The sequence below is a fragment of the Streptomyces sp. NPDC047841 genome (genome assembly GCF_040704085.1).
Classification (GTDB): domain Bacteria; phylum Actinomycetota; class Actinomycetes; order Streptomycetales; family Streptomycetaceae; genus Streptomyces; species Streptomyces argyrophylli.
Genome location: NZ_JBEYRP010000009.1, coordinates 319,037 through 335,374, shown reverse-complemented (window position 1 = coordinate 335,374; position 16,338 = coordinate 319,037). Strand labels below are relative to the sequence as shown.

Genomic DNA, 16,338 nt, shown 5'->3' with positions numbered 1-16,338 from the left:
GGGCGCTTCAGAGCGAACACCGTGGTACGACGTGCGGCGGCGGTGCCTCCCGAGGCACCGCCGCCGCACCATGTCTCCGTCTCCAACGGCGCCGAGAGCCGCTGTCAGGAGGTGCGCGGGCGGCCACCGCGTCTGCGGCGCGCGTCCCGGACCGCCACCGCCGTACCCGCCAGGCCTGCCACCAGCACCAGGCCTCCCACGACCGTGTACGTCGCCAAACGGCTGTCGCGTTCCTCCGCCGTCTCACCGAAGTGCAGGGGCGTGACCGACGGAGCCTCTCCCCTGGCCATGCCGTTCTCGGGTTTCGGGGACTCGACGGGGTGCGCCGGGTCCACCTCCGTGAGTGCCTTCACGGGGTCCACCACGCCCCAGCCCACCAGCCGGTCACGTCCGGGGATCGAGCGTTCCGCGGTCTGTTCGATCTGGGCGACGACCTGCTGGGCCGTCCAGTCGGGGTACTTGGACTTCAGCAGGGCGGCCACGCCCGCGACATAGGGCGCCGAGAAGCTCGTACCGTTGTCCGAGCAGTGGCCCTTGCCCGGGACCGTGGAGATCATGTCGACGCCGGGAGCCGCGACCCCCACGAAGTCCCCCGACTGTGAGAAGGCGGCGCGTTCGTTGTTGCGGTCGGAGGCCGCCACCGCCAGCACTCCTTCGTATGACGCCGGGTACGTGACCTTGACGTTGCCGCCCAGGCCGTCGTTGCCGGCGGAGGCCACCACGACGACCTTCCGGTTCAGGGCGTAGTCGACGGCGTCCTTCAGCTTCGAAGTCTTCGGGTTGAGCGCCTCGGCCGTGTCCTGGGAGATGTTGATGACGTCGGCGCCCGCCTGGACCGCGTACGTGATCGCCAGGGCCAGTGAGTCGGCTGTGCCGTCCCCCTCGGCGTCGTTCTGCTTGATCGGGATGATCGTGGCGTCCGGCGCCAGGCCCACGAAGCCCGTGCCCTTCGCAGGGCGGGCCGCGATGATGCCTGCCACGCGCGTGCCGTGGCCGACCGTGTCGGTGGTGCCCGACTTGTTGCCGCGGTCTATCTTCTCGCCCTTGCGGTTCTTGTCGGGTAGCAGGTTCCTGCCCCTGGACGCGTCAACGGCCTTGGTGAGCTGCGGGTTCTTCACGTCCACACCCGTGTCGATCACGGCCACCTGTACGCCCTTGCCCGTGGACCGCGCCCACAGCTCGTCCAGGTTGACGCGTTGGAGCGCCCACGGCCGGCCCGCGTACGGCTTCGAGGGGAACGTGCACTGGCCGTCGTCCGCACGAGCCGGGGAAGCGGGCAGGGCGAGCACCGTGGCGGACGCGGTGAGGGCCACCGTCGCGGCCACGACCGCCGCTCGGCTCGCGGCTGCCGACATCCTTGCCTTCAGCATGAGTCCGTCCTCCTCCGCGCGCCGCTACGAACCCTGCGGCTGACGCGCCGCCGCCTCCGACAGGCGCGGGCCCGTCGGCAGGAACGTCGACCACGTGAGCGGGATGGGCGTGGGCGTCAGTCTCTCGTAACCGAGGCGGGTCTGGGCGATCCTCGCCTCGGCCAGTTCCTCCTTGCGCTTCTTGGCGGAGGTGCCGATGCCCTTGTCGTCGGTGGCGCTGTCGCTGTTGGACTGCAGGGCGTAGCGCAGGCCCGTGTCGGTGACCAGGAAGACGCCGCCGGCCGCGGTCTCCGTGCCCTGGAACTGACGGTAGAGCTGACCGGAACCAGCGGTGACGTAGGCGCTGGAGGAACCCGTGGGCAGTTGCGCCGGGAAGTCCTTGCCGACCCAGGTGGACAGGGTCGTCACTCCCTTGGCGCCGACCGAACGCAGCACGTTGCAGACCGTGTTGCGGCCACTGGTGGCGCTGGAGCCGTCGTTCACCGTCCTGGGCTTGTACGTCGGCCAGTGCTTGTCCGCGTCGAAGGCCGTGCTGTCGGCGACCGCGCCGGGGCTCACCTGCTGTGCCTCACCGGCCTGGCCGACGCCGACGAGCTGACCGCTGTTGAGCAGGAGCGTGGCGGTGAACTCGGAGATACGGGCCACCTCGCCCCGCAGGACGACGTAGTACCGCAACACCTGTCCGTCGTAGGCCTTGATGACCTCGCCTACCTTGTCGTACTGCGCGGGCATGATGCCGGCGTCGGCCTTCGCGCCGGGTGTGCCCTTGATCGGCGGGATGCTGATCGGGGTGCCCTTGTGGAGGGTGTCGAGCCATTCCTGGGAGACGCGCTGCGGGGCACGGCCCCGGGTGTCGAGGGCTTTGAGGAGTTCCTTGTCGCCCGGGTCGGCGAGCTTGTACGCCGTGCCCCGTGCGTCGACGACGTACTGGGTCTTGCCGTCCGGACCGACGACGTACATCAGGTCACCGCGGGTGAGCCTGTCGGGCCCCTCCGTCTTGGACCACTCCTTCTTCGCGAGGACGAACGCCGCCTTCTGGATGGCCCGGCCGCCGTCGGCGGGGCGCTCGCAGACCGCCCAGCGCTTGGCGGCCCCGGCCTCGTCCGGGGAGGGCAGGCGGTCGGGGGCGTACGGGATGCCGATGGTGGCGCCGTGCGGAGGCTTGCCGCTGTCCAGGATCGTCTCGTCGACGGTGATGACGCTGGCCTTGCCGGGGTCCAGGAGCAACTTGGCCGAGGCCATGTTGAGGACGGGGTGGAGCTGCTTCTGCTTGCCCGTCTTCAGGACGACGTACCGGGTGGTCGACTTGCTGGCGACGATGACGTGTTCCTCGGGGGTGTCCCAGCCCTTGGGAGCCGTCGGGCTGAACATGCCGATCGCGCCGAAAACCGCGAGGATCACGACACCGACGACGACGCCGGGGACCAGCGCGCCCAGCGGCTTGGGAGCGCCCTCCTCAGAGCCGGAGGGGGAAGGCTGCAGGAAGGACGCGAGCGTGCGGCGCTTCGCGAAGGTGTAGGCGTTGAGTTCGTCCCGCCGTGATGCCATCTGTGTCCGCTCTCTCCCCGTTGCGGAGCCGTGGGGGACCTGTGAAGATCCGTCCCCCGTCCTCGGTTTGCCTCTGGTGACTCGACTGTCAGACCCGGCCCCTACTATGCCTGTTACGGGGACGTGCTGGTGGCACGGGTAGGGTGCTCAGAGCTTGAAGGGACCGGAGCGCACGGTCTTTCGGGAGAGTTCGGGGGTTTTGAAGTGGTGGCTTCCGCAACGCGGATCCGGTCGCGATCGCAATCGAGGGCACGATCGGGCGGCGCACGCCGGTCGGGTGCCCTCGGCTCTTCCTCCGAGCGGGGTGGCGCCTCGCAGGCACCCACGTCCTACCAGGGCGCCTTCGCGCCTCGTCTGGCATCCCGATCGGGCCGTGGCGGTTCGTTCGCGGTGCAGCGGCTGGTGCTGCTGGAGATCACGGGCGCGCTCGCGCTGTGCGGCTGGCTGATCGGGACAATCGCGCTGATCGCCGTCGCCCCCGTCTGCGTGGTGCTCGTGGTCCTCGCCGTCGTGCGACGCCGGGGACGTTCCCTGCCGGAATGGCTCGGCACCCTGCTGGCGATGCGTGCCCGCATACGGCGGGCCACGAGCACTCCGGTGGCGCCGGGGACCGACTCCGGTCTCGCGCCCGCCGTGGAGTGCGACCCGACCCTGCGCACGTACAGCTTCAACCGCGGTGACGACCGCGATCAGCGGCCGATCGGCATGGTGGGCGACGGCGGCTTCCTGACCGCGGTGCTCCAGGTGGAGTCGGACGTCGACGCGCTCCGCGCGGAGCACGGGAGGCGACCGCTGCCGATGGCCCTGGTCCGGGACGTCCTCGAAGTCGACGGCATCCAGTTGGAGTCGGCGCAGATCGTGGTGCACACCCAGCCCGCGCCCGCGCTGCACCTGCCCCAGCAGTCCGTCGTCGTCAGCAACTACGCGCCGTTGCAGGCCCAGACCGGCTCCCCCGCGGTCCGCATCACCTGGATCGCGCTGAAGCTCGACCCCGAGCTGTGCCCGGAGGCGGTGGCCGCGCGCGGCGGCGGGCTGCTGGGGGCGCAGAAGTGCCTGGCACGCTCGGCCGAACACCTGTCGAGCCGGCTGACCGGCGCCGGGTTCCGGGCGAACGTGCTCACCGAGGAGGAGCTGACGGCCGCCATCGCCACTTCGGCGTGTGCCAACCCGATGGTGACCGCCCAGGCCGGCCGGGGCGAGGCGCCACAGCGGCGGACCGAGGAGTCCAGCCGAAGCTGGCGCTGCGACAACCGCCGGCACACCACCTACTGGGTGCGGCGCTGGCCCCAGCTCGGCGGCTCCGGGGGCTCGCTGGCCCAGCTGGTGGCACAGCTGACCGCGGTGCCGGCGCTCGCGACGACCTTCAGCCTGACGCTGGCCAAGGGCGCGCAACAGGACGTGTCCGTCACCGGCCACGTGCGGATCACCGGCCGCAGCAAGCAGGAACTGACCGACGCGCGACGCGATCTGGAACGTGCGGCACAGCAGGCACGCACCGGGCTGGCGCGCCTGGACCGGGAACAACTCCCCGGCGTTCTGGCCACGCTGCCGCTCGGAGGTGCCCGCTGATGACCACGACGACCCCATCCACCCCGTCCGGTCCGGGCCTCGGTGAGCGGCTGCGCACCGGCTTCGGCCTGCTCGGTCCCCGTCACCCGCGGCACACCCTGCCCGTGGAGCAGGCGGACGCGCTGACGCTGCCCATCGGTGACGACGGTGTGGTGGTCGGCGTCAACAACGAGGGGCGGCCCGCCATCCTCGGGGTGAACCGCCCCACGCCGTACGACATCGTGCTCATCGGCGGCCTGTGGACCGCGCAGGTCATGGCTCTGCGCTCCGCCGCCACCGGTGCCCGGGTCGCGGTGGAGACCGGGCGGCCGCAGGCATGGATGCAGATGGTGCATGCCATGGGCGGTGGGCAGAACGGGTTGTCCGTGTACGACGTCGGGCGGGTGCCGCCGCAGGGTGCCTCCGCCGGTACGCCGGTGCTGGTGGTGCGGGACTGCGGTATGCGGCCCCCGCGCGGCCGGGTGGTGTCCGGGCCCTGGCAGTCGGTGCTGACCCTGCTGCCGTACCTCAGTCCCGTCGCGCCCCGGCTGCTGCGACAGGCGCGGCTCGCCGGTATCCAGCGGGTCTCGCCGGACGAGGCGGCCGAATTGGGGCGCACGATGGGGTTGTCGCGGACCGAGGTGGAGTCCCTGCCGGGGCTGCCCGACGGCGTCACCCTGTGGTGTACCGACCGCGACCGGCAGTACGTCCTGACGCAACCCACCGACGCCGAGATCGGATTGTTGGGCACGCCCCGACGGATGGACTGAACTGCCCTTTTCCCGCCCTTTTGTTCAGGGTGTCGTACGCGGTCGCGCGGCGCGGGCGGGTGTCTGCGCGCGTGCCGTGACCTGGTGCGCGGGCACGGAGGGGCGGGCGGCCCTGCCGAGGGGTGGCTCCTGGTGATTAGGCTGGGAGCGGGCGCGATGGCAGGACCCGTGAACCGGCGTCGGTGTCCCCGGGGGAGAGCCGGTGCTTCGGACCGCCCCGAACGACTACGGACGACTCGGTACGACACGACATGGTCGCCACGGCACGGCATGAGGGTGCTCGACCACACCAGGAGGAACTGTGAGCAGCGATCGGGACGGGATGCGCGGGGGCTGGGACACACCCGGCGATGACCAGCCCGACGCGGAGGCCGTCGAGACCACCGGTGAGTTCACCATCGACTACGCTCCCCCCGCCTGGTACACGCAGAATGCGTCCGGAGCGGGCGGTACGGGTACCGGTGGCGTGGGCGGTGCGGGCGGTTTCGCCGCGTCCACCGGGTCCGCGGCCACCGGTGAGCCGGTCACTCCGGCGGCTCCTGGGCTGCCGTTCCCCACGGGCACGCCGGTTCCGGGTCCGACACCGACACCGCCGGCCACCCCGCCGGTGGGTACTCCGCCGCAGGGGACGCCGTTCATTCCGGGGCAGGGGGCCTCGCACCGTCCGACGGAGGGGGCTCCCTACGGTCCGGCGCAGGACGCCTCGTTCACTCCGCCGCAGGGCGCCGCCCACGCTCACCCGGCCGGGCCCGCGCAGCCCGCGCCGCCGACCGGTGATCCCGTCCCGATGCCGCGGCTGCCCGAGGGCTTCGAGCCGCAGCCGGCCCAGCCCGCCCAGCCGGAGGCCTCGGCGTCGGCCGCTTCCGGCGTGGTCGAGCCGGAGACCGACAACGGGGATCTGGAGAGCGGGGCGACCATGCGGTTCTCCGCCGTCGCCCTGAAGCGGCAGATGGCGGAGATCACCGAGCGGGCCGGCGCCGCCGGAGAGCCGGCCGGGGCCGTGAGTGAGGGTTCCTCCGGTACCGAGGGCGCCAACGGTGCGGCGAGTGTGAGTAGTTCGGAGGGTTCCGGTAGTTCGGAGGACACCGCTGGTGTCGAAGGGGCCGCTGGTGCTGACGGTTCCGGCAGTTCCGAGGGTGCTCCCGGTGCCGCCCGCACCAACCGGGCCGTCGATGCCGAGGGCGACGTCGGCCGTGCCGGGACGTCCGGTGGCCAGGACGGCGCCGAGGAGTCCGGTGGCGAGGTTGCCGCGCGGGACGGTTCGGTGGCGGAGGCCGCCGTTTCCGGGGGTTCCGCGTCCGACGCAATCGCCGCCGATGCGAAGGCCGGGGCGGAAGAGGGCGTGGCCGAGCAGGCCGCCGGTGAGCTGACCGCCAGTGAGAAGGACGGCTCCGAGGAGGAGCGCACCGAGCAGGGTGGTGCCGACGAGGGCGCGGTCGACGCCGTGCGTCCTGCCCCGGCCTCCGAGGGCACCGCCGACTCGGCGCGGTCCGACGTGCCGGAGCCCTCGACCGCCGGGGCAGCGGACTTGACGGCCCCGGGCGGTGCGCCACAGGCGGGTGCGGCGGAAGACGGCGCCCTATCGGGTGGTGAGGCTGCGGACCACGGTGCCTCCGACAGCCCGGCCCAGCAGGCCGGCGCCGCCCAGCCCGGTACCCCCGGACCCGGCGCTCCGCAGGCCGACGCGCCCCAGCCTGTCCCCGGCCGGCCCGGCGAATACGGCTTCCCCCAGCCGAACGCCGGCCTTCCCGGCGCCCAGCCCCACGCGGCTCAGCCCGCCCCCGGCGCCCAGCCCCACGCGGCTCAGCCCGCCCCCGGCGCCCAGCCCCACGCGGCTCAGCCCGCCCCCGGCGTTCCCGGTGCCCCCTACGGCGCCGTACCCCCCGCTCCCCCGGCCCCGCCGGGCGTCCAGCCCGGCTGGACGCCGGCCGCGTCGCAGGGCGGGGTGCCCCCGCTGCCGCCGTCGTACCAGCCGGCCGCCCCCGCCGCCGCCGGCCAGTGGCCCGCGCAGCCCGGGCAGCAGCCGGGTGCCGCCCCGCAGCAGCCCGGTCCGATGCCCGGTCAGCAGCCGCAACCGACCGGCCCGCAGGGCCCCGCCGGCGCACCCGGTCAGCAGCCGCCGTTCCACCCGCAGGCCCCGCAGCCCGCGCCCGCCGCGTGGAACCAGCCGAACCACACCGCGGACCAGGCCGACCCCGCCCAGCGACCGGGCCAGCCGGGCGCAGCCGGCGCCCCGGTCCCCGACGGCCCGACTCCCGGCCCCACGCCCCCGAGCGGCTACGGCTTCCCCCAGCCCGGCGCCCCCGCGCCCGGCGTTCCCAACCCGCCGGCCCAGCCCGGCGCCGGCAATCCGCCTGGCCAGTCCAACGGTTACGGCTTCCCGCAGCCCCCTGCGCCCCAGCCACACCCCAACGGCCCCACCCCGCCGAGCGGTTACGGCTTCCCGCAGCCGGGCGTGCCCAACCCCCCGGCGCAGTCCGGCGGCTACGGTTTCCCGCCGCCGGGGACTCCCAACCCCCAGGCCCAGTTGGACGGTTACGGCTTCCCGCAGCCGCCCCAGAACCCGGACGGCACCCCCGGCGCCCCGCAGGCCCCGCACGCCCCGGTCGACCCCCGCTCCGGCGCCTCGTGGCCGCAGCCCGTTCAGCACGATCAGCGGCAGCCGACCAACCCCGGTGCCGCGCCGCTGGGTTACACCGCCGCCGTGGAGCTGTCCTCGGACCGGCTGCTCAACAACAGGAGGCAGAAGGCGAAGAGCGGGCGGCCCGCGGCGGCGGGCGGCCGGTTCAAGCTCGGGGGCAAGAAGGAGGAGGCCGAGCGGCAGCGCAAGCTGGAGCTGATCCGTACGCCGGTGCTGTCCTGCTACCGGATCGCGGTCATCAGCCTCAAGGGCGGCGTCGGAAAGACCACGACCACCACCGCGCTCGGCTCCACCCTCGCCACCGAGCGGCAGGACAAGATCCTCGCCATCGACGCCAACCCGGACGCCGGTACGCTCGGGCGGCGGGTGCGCCGGGAGACCGGGGCCACCATCCGTGACCTCGTCCAGGCCATCCCGTACCTGAACTCGTACATGGACATCCGGCGGTTCACCTCCCAGGCGCCCTCGGGTCTGGAGATCATCGCCAACGACGTGGACCCGGCCGTCTCGACCACGTTCAACGACGAGGACTACCGGCGCGCGATCGACGTGCTCGGCCGGCAGTACCCGGTCATCCTGACCGACTCGGGCACCGGACTGCTGTACAGCGCCATGCGCGGGGTGCTCGACCTCGCCGACCAGCTCATCATCATCTCCACGCCGTCGGTGGACGGCGCCAGCAGCGCCAGTACGACGCTGGACTGGCTGTCCGCGCACGGCTACTCCGACCTGGTCTCCCGGTCCCTCACCGTCATCTCCGGGGTGCGCGAGACCGGCAAGATGATCAAGGTCGAGGACATCGTGGCGCACTTCCAGACCCGCACCCGCGGGGTCGTCGTCGTGCCGTTCGACGAGCACCTGGCGGCCGGCGCCGAGGTCGACCTGGACATGATGCGGCCGAAGACGCGCGAGGCGTACTTCAACCTCGCCGCGCTGGTCGCCGAGGACTTCACCCGCCACCAGCAGGCACACGGCCTGTGGACGAGCGACGGCAACCCGCCCCCGGTGGCCGCCCCGCCCATGCCGGGAGGGCCGATGCCGGCAGCACCCATGCCGGGAGCGCCCATGCCGGGCCAGCCCATGCCCGGACAGCCCATGCCCGGACAGCCGCTGCCGGGTCAGCCCACGCCGGAACAGCTGTACGGCGCCGGGCAGCCGTACCCCCAGGCCCCCGGCCAGCCGTATCCCCCGGCCGCAGGCCAGCCGTACGCCCCGGCCCCCGGTCAGCCGTACGGCCCGCCCGCAGGCCAGCCGTACGCTCCGGCGCAGCAGCCGTACCCGCCCCAGCCGGGCCAGCCGCAGCCCTATCCGGGGGCGCCGCAGCAGCCGGGTTACCCGCAGGCCGGACAGCCGCAGCCGCAGCCCCAGCCGCCGTCACAGCCGCAGCCGGAACCGCAGCCCCAGCCGGGGCAGCAGGCGCAGCAGCCTCCGCAGGCGCCCCCGGCCCCGCCCCAGCAGTAAGGGCCGCGAAAAGAGGGCGGCCGGTGCTCACCGCACCGGCCGCCCTTCTCGTGTGACGAGGCCCGCCGAAGGACTCCCGCCGCAGCGGCTACTCCTGGGCCGCCACGATCTCCCGGCACCGCTTCACATCCGCGGCCATCTGCTCCAGCAGGGCCTCCAGCGAGTCGAACTTCGCCTGCCCGCGCACATAAGCGAGGAAGTCGACCGCGACGTGCAGGCCGTACAGATCGAGGCCGACGCGGTCGATCGCGTACGCCTCCACCGTGCGCTCGGTGCCGTCGAACTGCGGGTTCGTGCCGACGGAGATCGCGGCCGGCATGGCCTCGCCCTGCGCGTGCAGATACCCGGCGTACACGCCGTCGGCCGGGATGGCGGTGTGCGGGAGCGTCTCGACGTTGGCCGTCGGGAAGCCCAGTTCCCGGCCGCGCTGGGCGCCGCGGACGACGACGCCCTCCACGCGGTGCGGGCGGCCGAGGATCTCGCGGGCGCCCGCGACGTCGCCCTCGGCGACCAGGCGGCGGGTCAGCGTGGAGGAGAACGGTTCGCCGCCGCCCGCCTCACCGGTGACGTACAGGTCGACGACCTCGACGTCGAAGTCGTAGATCTTGCCCTGCTCGATGAGGAACTCGACGTTGCCGGCCGCCTTGTGGCCGAAGCGGAAGTTCGGGCCCTCCACGACCGCCTTGGCGTGCAGCTTGTCCACCAGGACCTTCACCACGAAGTCGGCGGGCGAGAGCTTGGAGAACTCGGTGGTGAAGGGCAGGATGAGGCACGCGTCGACGCCCAGCTCGGCCATCAGTTCCGCACGGCGGTGGTGCGGGGCGAGCAGGGGCGGGTGGCTGCCCGGGCGGACGACCTCGCTGGGGTGCGGGTCGAAGGTGACCATGACGGCGGGGACGCCGAGCTCGCGGGCCCGGTCGACGGCGTGCTTGATGATCAGCTGGTGGCCGCGGTGGACGCCGTCGTAGGAACCGATGGTGACGACGCTGCGCCCCCAGTCCTGGGGAATGTCCTCCAAGCCACGCCAGCGCTGCACTGTGACCGCTCCTCGAACCCTTGTCCGTGTCTACCTTGACCTCGTCGTGCAGGTCTAAGGGTGCCATGCCGGGTGCATCTCGCCAGCATCGGCATGGGGGCTGTGACGGGGCGCACGCTCCCGCCGCCGCTCAGGCCGGTACGCGTATGCCCGACAGGGTCTCGATCGTGCGGCGGGCGCTGGGGCCGACCACGGCCGCCCAGTCGTCCGGGGCCTCGGTCAGCCAGCGTGCCATGCGGGCGGCGAAGCCGGGCACGTGCCGGCCGATGTCGACCAGGGCGCGGTCGAAACGGGTGGCTCCCTCGGGTGTGCGGACGAGGAGCAGGCCGGTGCGGTGGACCAGGCCGCGGGCCTCCTCCGCCCGGCCGCCGTGTTCCGTGGCCGCGTACAGGACGGCGAGCAGGACGGACGGGTCCTCCTCCCGGGCGAGCAGGGCCTCCAGCAGCTCGCGACGGAGCGGGTGGGAGGCGGGGGTGCCGGGGGCGGCGAGGACGGTGGCGAGGGCCGCCCGGAGCGGTTCCGGGCCGCCGTCGAGCAGGCCGGTGACGAGGGGCAGCAGGACCGGGCGGGCGGTGGGGCCCTGTTCGAGGCGGCGCTCGACCTGGACGGCGATCTGTCCGGCGACGGGTCCGGCGGTCTCCGGGCGCCGCAGCAGCGCCTCCCGGACGAGGACGGCGACCCGGCGGGCCAGGGCCGCGGTGGGGACCTGGGTGAGACCGCGCAGGACCGCTCCGGTGTCCGGACCACCGGCGCCCGGAGCGCACAGGCGGGCGCGGAAGGCCTCCAGGACCGGTTCCGGGTGCGTGGCGAGGGCCGGGACGAGGGCGCTGGGCGGGAACTGCGGGTCGCCGTCGGTGAAGTGGCGCAGGGCCGCGGGCAGGTGCCGGTCCCGGGTGCGCGGATCGCGGACCAGCAGGGCCAGCGCGGCGCCGTGCAGGCCGCGGTCGGCGGGGCGGGCGAGCAGGGTGAGGGCGGCGTAGCGCAGCAGCTCGCGGTCGGCGTCCGAGCGGGCGTGGGGGGCCGCGCGCAAGGCGAAGGCCACGGCCGCGACCCGGCGGGCGGGGCGCTCGTCGTGCGCCCAGCGGTCCACCGCCCGGCACAGGGCCGACGGTTCCTCCTCGGCGAGGACGGCGAGCAGTTCGTCGGCACGTCGGTGCGCGCTGGCCACCAGCACCTCGGTGAGGTCGTCCAGGGCACCGTGCCGGTGGGTGTGCAGCAGCGCCTGTGCGGCGGTGGCCACGGTGGCGTGCGGGGTCGCGGGCAGCGGCCGCTCGTCCGTGAACCACTGGGTGAGCAGGGGCTGTACGACGGCGGGTGCGGCGGCTAGCAGTCCGGCGGCGGCGTCCAGGTACCGGTCGCCGGCGGCGGGCGGCGCCGGGTCCGCCAGGACGAGGCGGCGCAGCAGGTCCACGCGCTCGGTGCCGGGGAGGGGCAGGCCGGTCCAGAAGGCGGGGCGGAAGTCGGCCGGCACGGGCCGCCCGTCACCGTGCCAGGCGACGACACGGTCCGCGAGCAGGCGCAGCACCTCGGTGTACGGCGTCGCGTCCGGGACCTGGAACAGGGTCCGGGCGAGCAGCCGCGCGGCCCACCAGGAGCCGGTGTCACGGTCCAGCGCGTCCACCATCTCCCGCAGGCGGAGGGCGAGTTGCCCGGGACCCTGCTGGCGGGCGAGGAGCAGCAGCGCCTGGACGACGGGGCCGACGCGGTGGTGCGGCACCGGAACCGGGCGGGCCGCGCCCGGCTCGCCGACGCGGTGCACCAGGGCCGGCAGTGCCGCGTCCAGGTCCAGGTGCGTGCCCTGGATCCAGTCGGCCAGCTCCTCGTGGGCGAAGCGGTAGCCGGTACCGGCCGGCACGAGGAGGCCCTCGGCCAGCACGGCGGACGCCCAGCCGGTGCCGCCGCCGAGCCGGGCCGGGGCGGGGCCCCGGGGGAACAGCGCCTCGAACGACTCCCGGTCCAGCTCCCCCTGCCCCGGTCCGAGACTGCGCCGGGCGGCCTCGTGCACCTGCCCGGCCACCCGGGCCGCGAGCCGCCGCAGGGCCGTGCCGCGCGGACCGCCGGCGGCGGCGAGGCGGACCGCGACGCGCAGGCACATCAGATCGAGGTAGGCGGCGAACACGTCGTGCCGGTCGACGGGCCCGGCGACCGGTGCGTCGGGTACGGCGGCCCGGACCTCGGACAACAGCCGCAGCGCGAGCGGATGCCGCGCGTCCCGCTCACCGAGCACGCCCTCCGGGATCCCGTACCGCGCCCGAGCCCACCGCGCCTCCCCGAACGAGAAGTCCCCGATCCGCAGACAGGGCGGAAGGGGATCGGTGGCTGGGGGGTGGGGGGCTTCGCCGGGGGGCGGCTCGGTGGGTACGGGGCGGGCCTGGGGCGGAGGCTCGGAGGTGCGGGCAGGACGGTCCGGTGCGGGGCTGTCGGACGGGGAGCCGAGGTGACCCGGGGGGAGGTCCGGCTCGGGGCTGCCCGCAGGGGAGGTGAGGCGGACCGGGGTGTGATGGGGCTCGGGACCGCCCGCCGAGAAGGCGAACCGGGGCAGGGGCACCCGCGGTTCGCCGCCGTCGGTGGAGGCACCGGGCGAGGGCAGGCGACCGGCGAGACCATACGGCGGCTCGGCCGGTCCGGCTGAACCCGTGGGCGCGGCCGGAGGACCGGCCGGTGCGCCGCGCAGCGGCTCACCGCCACACGCCAGGGCGGCGGGCCCAGCCGGGCCGCGCCTCGCGCCAGCACCGTCCGCCTCAGCCACGGAGCCGGTCGACGCACACCCCGCACCGGCACCGCCCGCCTCGACCGCGGGCCCAGCCGACGCGCCCTCCGCTCCGGCACAGTCCGCGGCCGGCGCACGGTCCGGCCCGGTTCCGGGCTGCGTGCCCGGCGGCTCACCGTTCTCCGCCGCACCCTTGTGATCCCGCTCCCCCGGGTCGCCCGGCACGTGGAGGACGTCCGGCGGGAAGGCCCGGCCGGTGCGTTCCCAGTGTTCCTCCCGGCAGGCCACCACCAGCCGGGTTCCCGTCCCGGTCAGCCAGGTGGCCGTGGTCCGGGCCCAGGCGGACAGGCGGTCGGCGAGGGCGGGGGGCATCTCCTCGGGGCAGTCCAGGAGGAGCAGCAGCGGACGGCCGGCCCGGGCGGCGAGGCGGGCCACGCGTTCGGGCGTGACGTCGCCCAGGTCGTCGGGCCGGCCGGAACGGGACGCGGCGACGACCCGTGCGGCTCGCGCCAGGGTGCGGCGGGCCGCGCCGGCCACCGAGTCGTCCGTGTCCCTCAGGTCGGCACCGCGCAGCCAGAGCGTGGGGGCCGGCCGCTCACCCCGGGCACGGCGGGCGGTGAGCGCCGCGAGTTCTGTCGTACGCCCGCAGCCCGGCGCGCCGACGAGGCCGAGCACGGGCCGGTCGCCCGTGGTGAAGGCGGCCAGCTCGCGGGCGACGCCGGGGCGTTCGACCGGCTCGACGGCGCCCGGAGGGCCGTCGTATCCGGCCGAGGCCGTGGTCAGCTGGAGGATGCCGGCGAGGTTGAGGTCGGCGCCGTACGCGGGCACGGTGGCCGCGTTGCGGGCGAGCAGGTCGGCGAGGGCGCCGTCGAGCGGCCGCAGCGGCACCGCGAAGCCCGCGTCGCGCTGGGCGCTGTGCAGGGCGGTGCCGAGGACGCCGACGACCGCGCCGGTGCGTGCGTCGAGCACCGGTCCGCCGGCCGCGCCGCCGCCCAGCCGCAGCGCGTCCCGGCCGGCCGTGCCGATGGCTAGTTCCAGCGCGTCGTCCAGGAGGTGGAAGCGGTCCGTGGCGGTGCACGTCACCTGCGTGGCGGCCAGCACCCGCGCCTCGCGCCAGCAGCCGGCGGCGACCTGCACGTAGGTGCCGGCGTCGATGCGCTCCCGCACGGTCAGCGGCAGCGGCTCCACACCGAGGCCCTCGGTGCGCACCAGGGCGAGGTCGAGACCGGGCAGTGCGGTGACCGCGTCGGGGCCGACCACGCAGGTACGGTCCCCACCGGCGTGCAGCACCAGCCGGGGCAGGCCGTCGACAGCCTCGTGGCTGGTGAGCAGGGTGCCCTGGTGATCGGCGAGGAAGCCGAGTCCGCGCGGGCGCCCTGCCAGGTCCCGGATGCGGACGAGGGCGGCGGCCCGGTCATCCGGACCCGCACCCGGCGCACCGCCCGCGCAGTCCCCGTACGCGCCGTCCCCGCCCGCGCGGTCCCCCTCCGCGCGCTGCTCGGACGGCCGCTCCTCGCTCCCGTCCCCCCGGCGCCCGCTTCCGCTCCGCGGGCCCCGTTCCGTCATGCTCGTACCTCCCCGCCCGTCCCCGTGCCCTGGTTCCGACGGTAGGCGCGGGATGATCGGCCGGAAAGATCGCGCGGGGAACGCGCCCCCTTCCGCTCCCCCGGTTCACTCCGAGCGCCTGCCCGGACGGGTGAATAGGCGGATGTCGCTGGATATCCCTAGGGGTGGGGGAACCGAGGGGGACCGTGGAGCGGCGGCAAGACCGACCCCGTGTGGCCAGCCGCCGCTCCACGGCAGACGGCCGCTCCACGGCGGACGGCCCGGGACCCGGGGCTCGGACGCCGGCGCCTCAGCCGAACACGGCCAGGCTCTTCGCCTTCCCCCGGTCCTCCTCGACCAGCGCGAGGAAACGGCCGTCGGGGTCGAACACGGCGACGGGACCGGCTCCGGCGTACTCGTCGGGGATCTCCAGCCGGACGCCGTTCAGCAGCAGCCGGGACCGCTTGGCGTCGACCTCCCAGCGCGGGAACGCGGCGGTGGCGGCCTCGGCGATCGGCATCACGGTCAGCTCCTGCTGGAGCTGGTCCAGTGTCCTCGCCGCGTCCAGCCGGTACGGGCCGACGCGGGTGCGGCGCAGCGCGGTGAGGTGGCCGCCGACACCGAGGTCGGCGCCCAGGTCGCGGGCGAGGGCGCGGATGTAGGTGCCGGAGGAGCAGACCACCGACACCACCAGGTCGAGCACGGGCGTGCCGTCCTCGGCGACCGCGTCCCGGACGTCGTACACCGCGAAGGAGGAGATGGTCACCGGCCGGGCGGGGATCTCGAAGTCCTCGCCTTCACGGGCCCGCTTGTAGGACCGTACGCCGTCGATCTTGATGGCGCTGACCTTGGACGGCACCTGCATGATCTCGCCGGTCAGCTTGGCGATGCCCGCGTCGATGGCGTCCCGGGTCACCTTGGAGGCGTCGGTGGACGAGGTGATCTCGCCCTCGGCGTCGTCGGTGAGGGTGTTCTGGCCCAGGCGGACCGTGCCCAGGTACTCCTTCTCGGTGAGCGCGAGGTGCCCGAGGAGCTTGGTGGCGCGCTCGACGCCGAGGACCAGGACGCCGGTCGCCATCGGGTCGAGGGTGCCGGCGTGGCCGACGCGGCGGGTCCTGGCGATCCCGCGCATCTTGGCGACCACGTCGTGCGAAGTGAAGCCCGACGGCTTGTCGACGATGACGAGGCCGTCGGGCGTGGTGTGCTTCGGGGTCATTCGGTGGCGTCGCCGTCCGTGTCGGTGTCGTCGTCCGCCGGCTTGCGGTACGGGTCGGCGCCGCCGGCGTACGCGGCGCCCGTGGCCGCCTCGCGCACCTTCTCGTCGGACTGCCGGGCCTTGTCGAGGAGGTCCTCGATGGTCCGGGCGGTGTCCGGCAGGGCGTCCGCGACGAAGGTCAGGGTGGGCGTGAACTTCACCCCGGCCGCGCGGCCCACCTCGGAGCGCAGGATGCCCTTGGCGCTCTCCAGGCCGGCGGCCGCCGCCTTGCGCTCCTCCTCGTCGCCGTAGACCGTGTAGAAGACGGTCGCCTCCCGGAGGTCACCCGTGACCCGGGTGTCCGTGATGGTGACGTGTGAGCCGAGCCGCGGGTCCTTGATCCCGCGCTGCAGCTTCTGGGCCACCACCTCCCGGATGAGGTCCGCCAGCCTTTTAGCCCGCGCGTTGTCGGCCACTGGTCCGTCTCCCGTTCTTTCTCTTGCTTGCGTTTCGT

The 16,338-nt window shown here is 74.4% G+C and carries 9 protein-coding genes; 3 read left to right on the top strand and 6 right to left on the bottom strand.

Translation table 11 applies throughout. The annotated features are described in order from the left end of the window. Nucleotides 1-104: 104 nt before the first annotated feature. Together mycP and eccB are read right to left on the bottom strand one after the other, a co-directional pair. Nucleotides 105-1,370 carry a type VII secretion-associated serine protease mycosin gene (gene mycP, locus AB0947_RS17420; RefSeq protein ID WP_366751182.1) on the bottom strand — a complete coding sequence of 422 codons (1,266 nt, stop codon included), beginning with the start codon at nucleotides 1,368-1,370 and terminating at the stop codon, nucleotides 105-107. 24 nt (nucleotides 1,371-1,394) lie between these two features. Next, a complete protein-coding gene (eccB, locus tag AB0947_RS17415; RefSeq protein ID WP_366751181.1) occupies nucleotides 1,395-2,918 on the bottom strand; it encodes a type VII secretion protein EccB in 1,524 nt (507 codons plus the stop codon). Between the two features lie 207 nt (nucleotides 2,919-3,125). Here eccB and eccE point away from each other — a divergent pair, with 207 nt between their 5' ends. The 3 genes from eccE (at nucleotide 3,126) to AB0947_RS17400 (ending at nucleotide 9,338) form a co-directional block, all read left to right on the top strand. Continuing rightward, a complete protein-coding gene (gene eccE, locus AB0947_RS17410; protein WP_366751180.1) occupies nucleotides 3,126-4,487 on the top strand; it encodes a type VII secretion protein EccE in 1,362 nt (453 codons plus the stop codon). After that, nucleotides 4,487-5,236, top strand: a complete 750-nt coding sequence (locus AB0947_RS17405) for a hypothetical protein (RefSeq protein WP_366751179.1) — start codon at nucleotides 4,487-4,489, stop codon at nucleotides 5,234-5,236. The genes eccE and AB0947_RS17405 overlap by 1 nt, the downstream gene beginning before the upstream one ends. A gap of 301 nt (nucleotides 5,237-5,537) precedes the next feature. Then, the gene (locus tag AB0947_RS17400) at nucleotides 5,538-9,338 is read left to right on the top strand and encodes an SCO5717 family growth-regulating ATPase (RefSeq protein WP_366751178.1); all 3,801 of its coding nucleotides are present in this window, start codon (nucleotides 5,538-5,540) and stop codon (nucleotides 9,336-9,338) included. An 88-nt stretch (nucleotides 9,339-9,426) separates the two neighbouring features. On the opposite strand, the gene AB0947_RS17395 is transcribed toward AB0947_RS17400, so the two are convergent. The 4 genes from AB0947_RS17395 to rbfA all read right to left on the bottom strand — a co-directional run bounded on the left by AB0947_RS17395 (nucleotide 9,427) and on the right by rbfA (nucleotide 16,300). Continuing rightward, nucleotides 9,427-10,374, bottom strand: a complete 948-nt coding sequence (locus AB0947_RS17395; protein ID WP_366751177.1) for a bifunctional riboflavin kinase/FAD synthetase — start codon at nucleotides 10,372-10,374, stop codon at nucleotides 9,427-9,429. 130 nt (nucleotides 10,375-10,504) lie between these two features. Next, nucleotides 10,505-14,650, bottom strand: a complete 4,146-nt coding sequence (locus tag AB0947_RS17390; RefSeq protein ID WP_366751176.1) for a trypsin-like peptidase domain-containing protein — start codon at nucleotides 14,648-14,650, stop codon at nucleotides 10,505-10,507. Between the two features lie 289 nt (nucleotides 14,651-14,939). Then, nucleotides 14,940-15,845, bottom strand: a complete 906-nt coding sequence (gene truB, locus AB0947_RS17385) for a tRNA pseudouridine(55) synthase TruB (protein ID WP_366751175.1) — start codon at nucleotides 15,843-15,845, stop codon at nucleotides 14,940-14,942. Beyond that, nucleotides 15,842-16,300, bottom strand: coding sequence for a 30S ribosome-binding factor RbfA (gene rbfA / locus AB0947_RS17380; protein ID WP_366751174.1), 459 nt, complete (start codon nucleotides 16,298-16,300; stop codon nucleotides 15,842-15,844). The genes truB and rbfA overlap by 4 nt, the downstream gene beginning before the upstream one ends. Nucleotides 16,301-16,338: the final 38 nt, after the last annotated feature.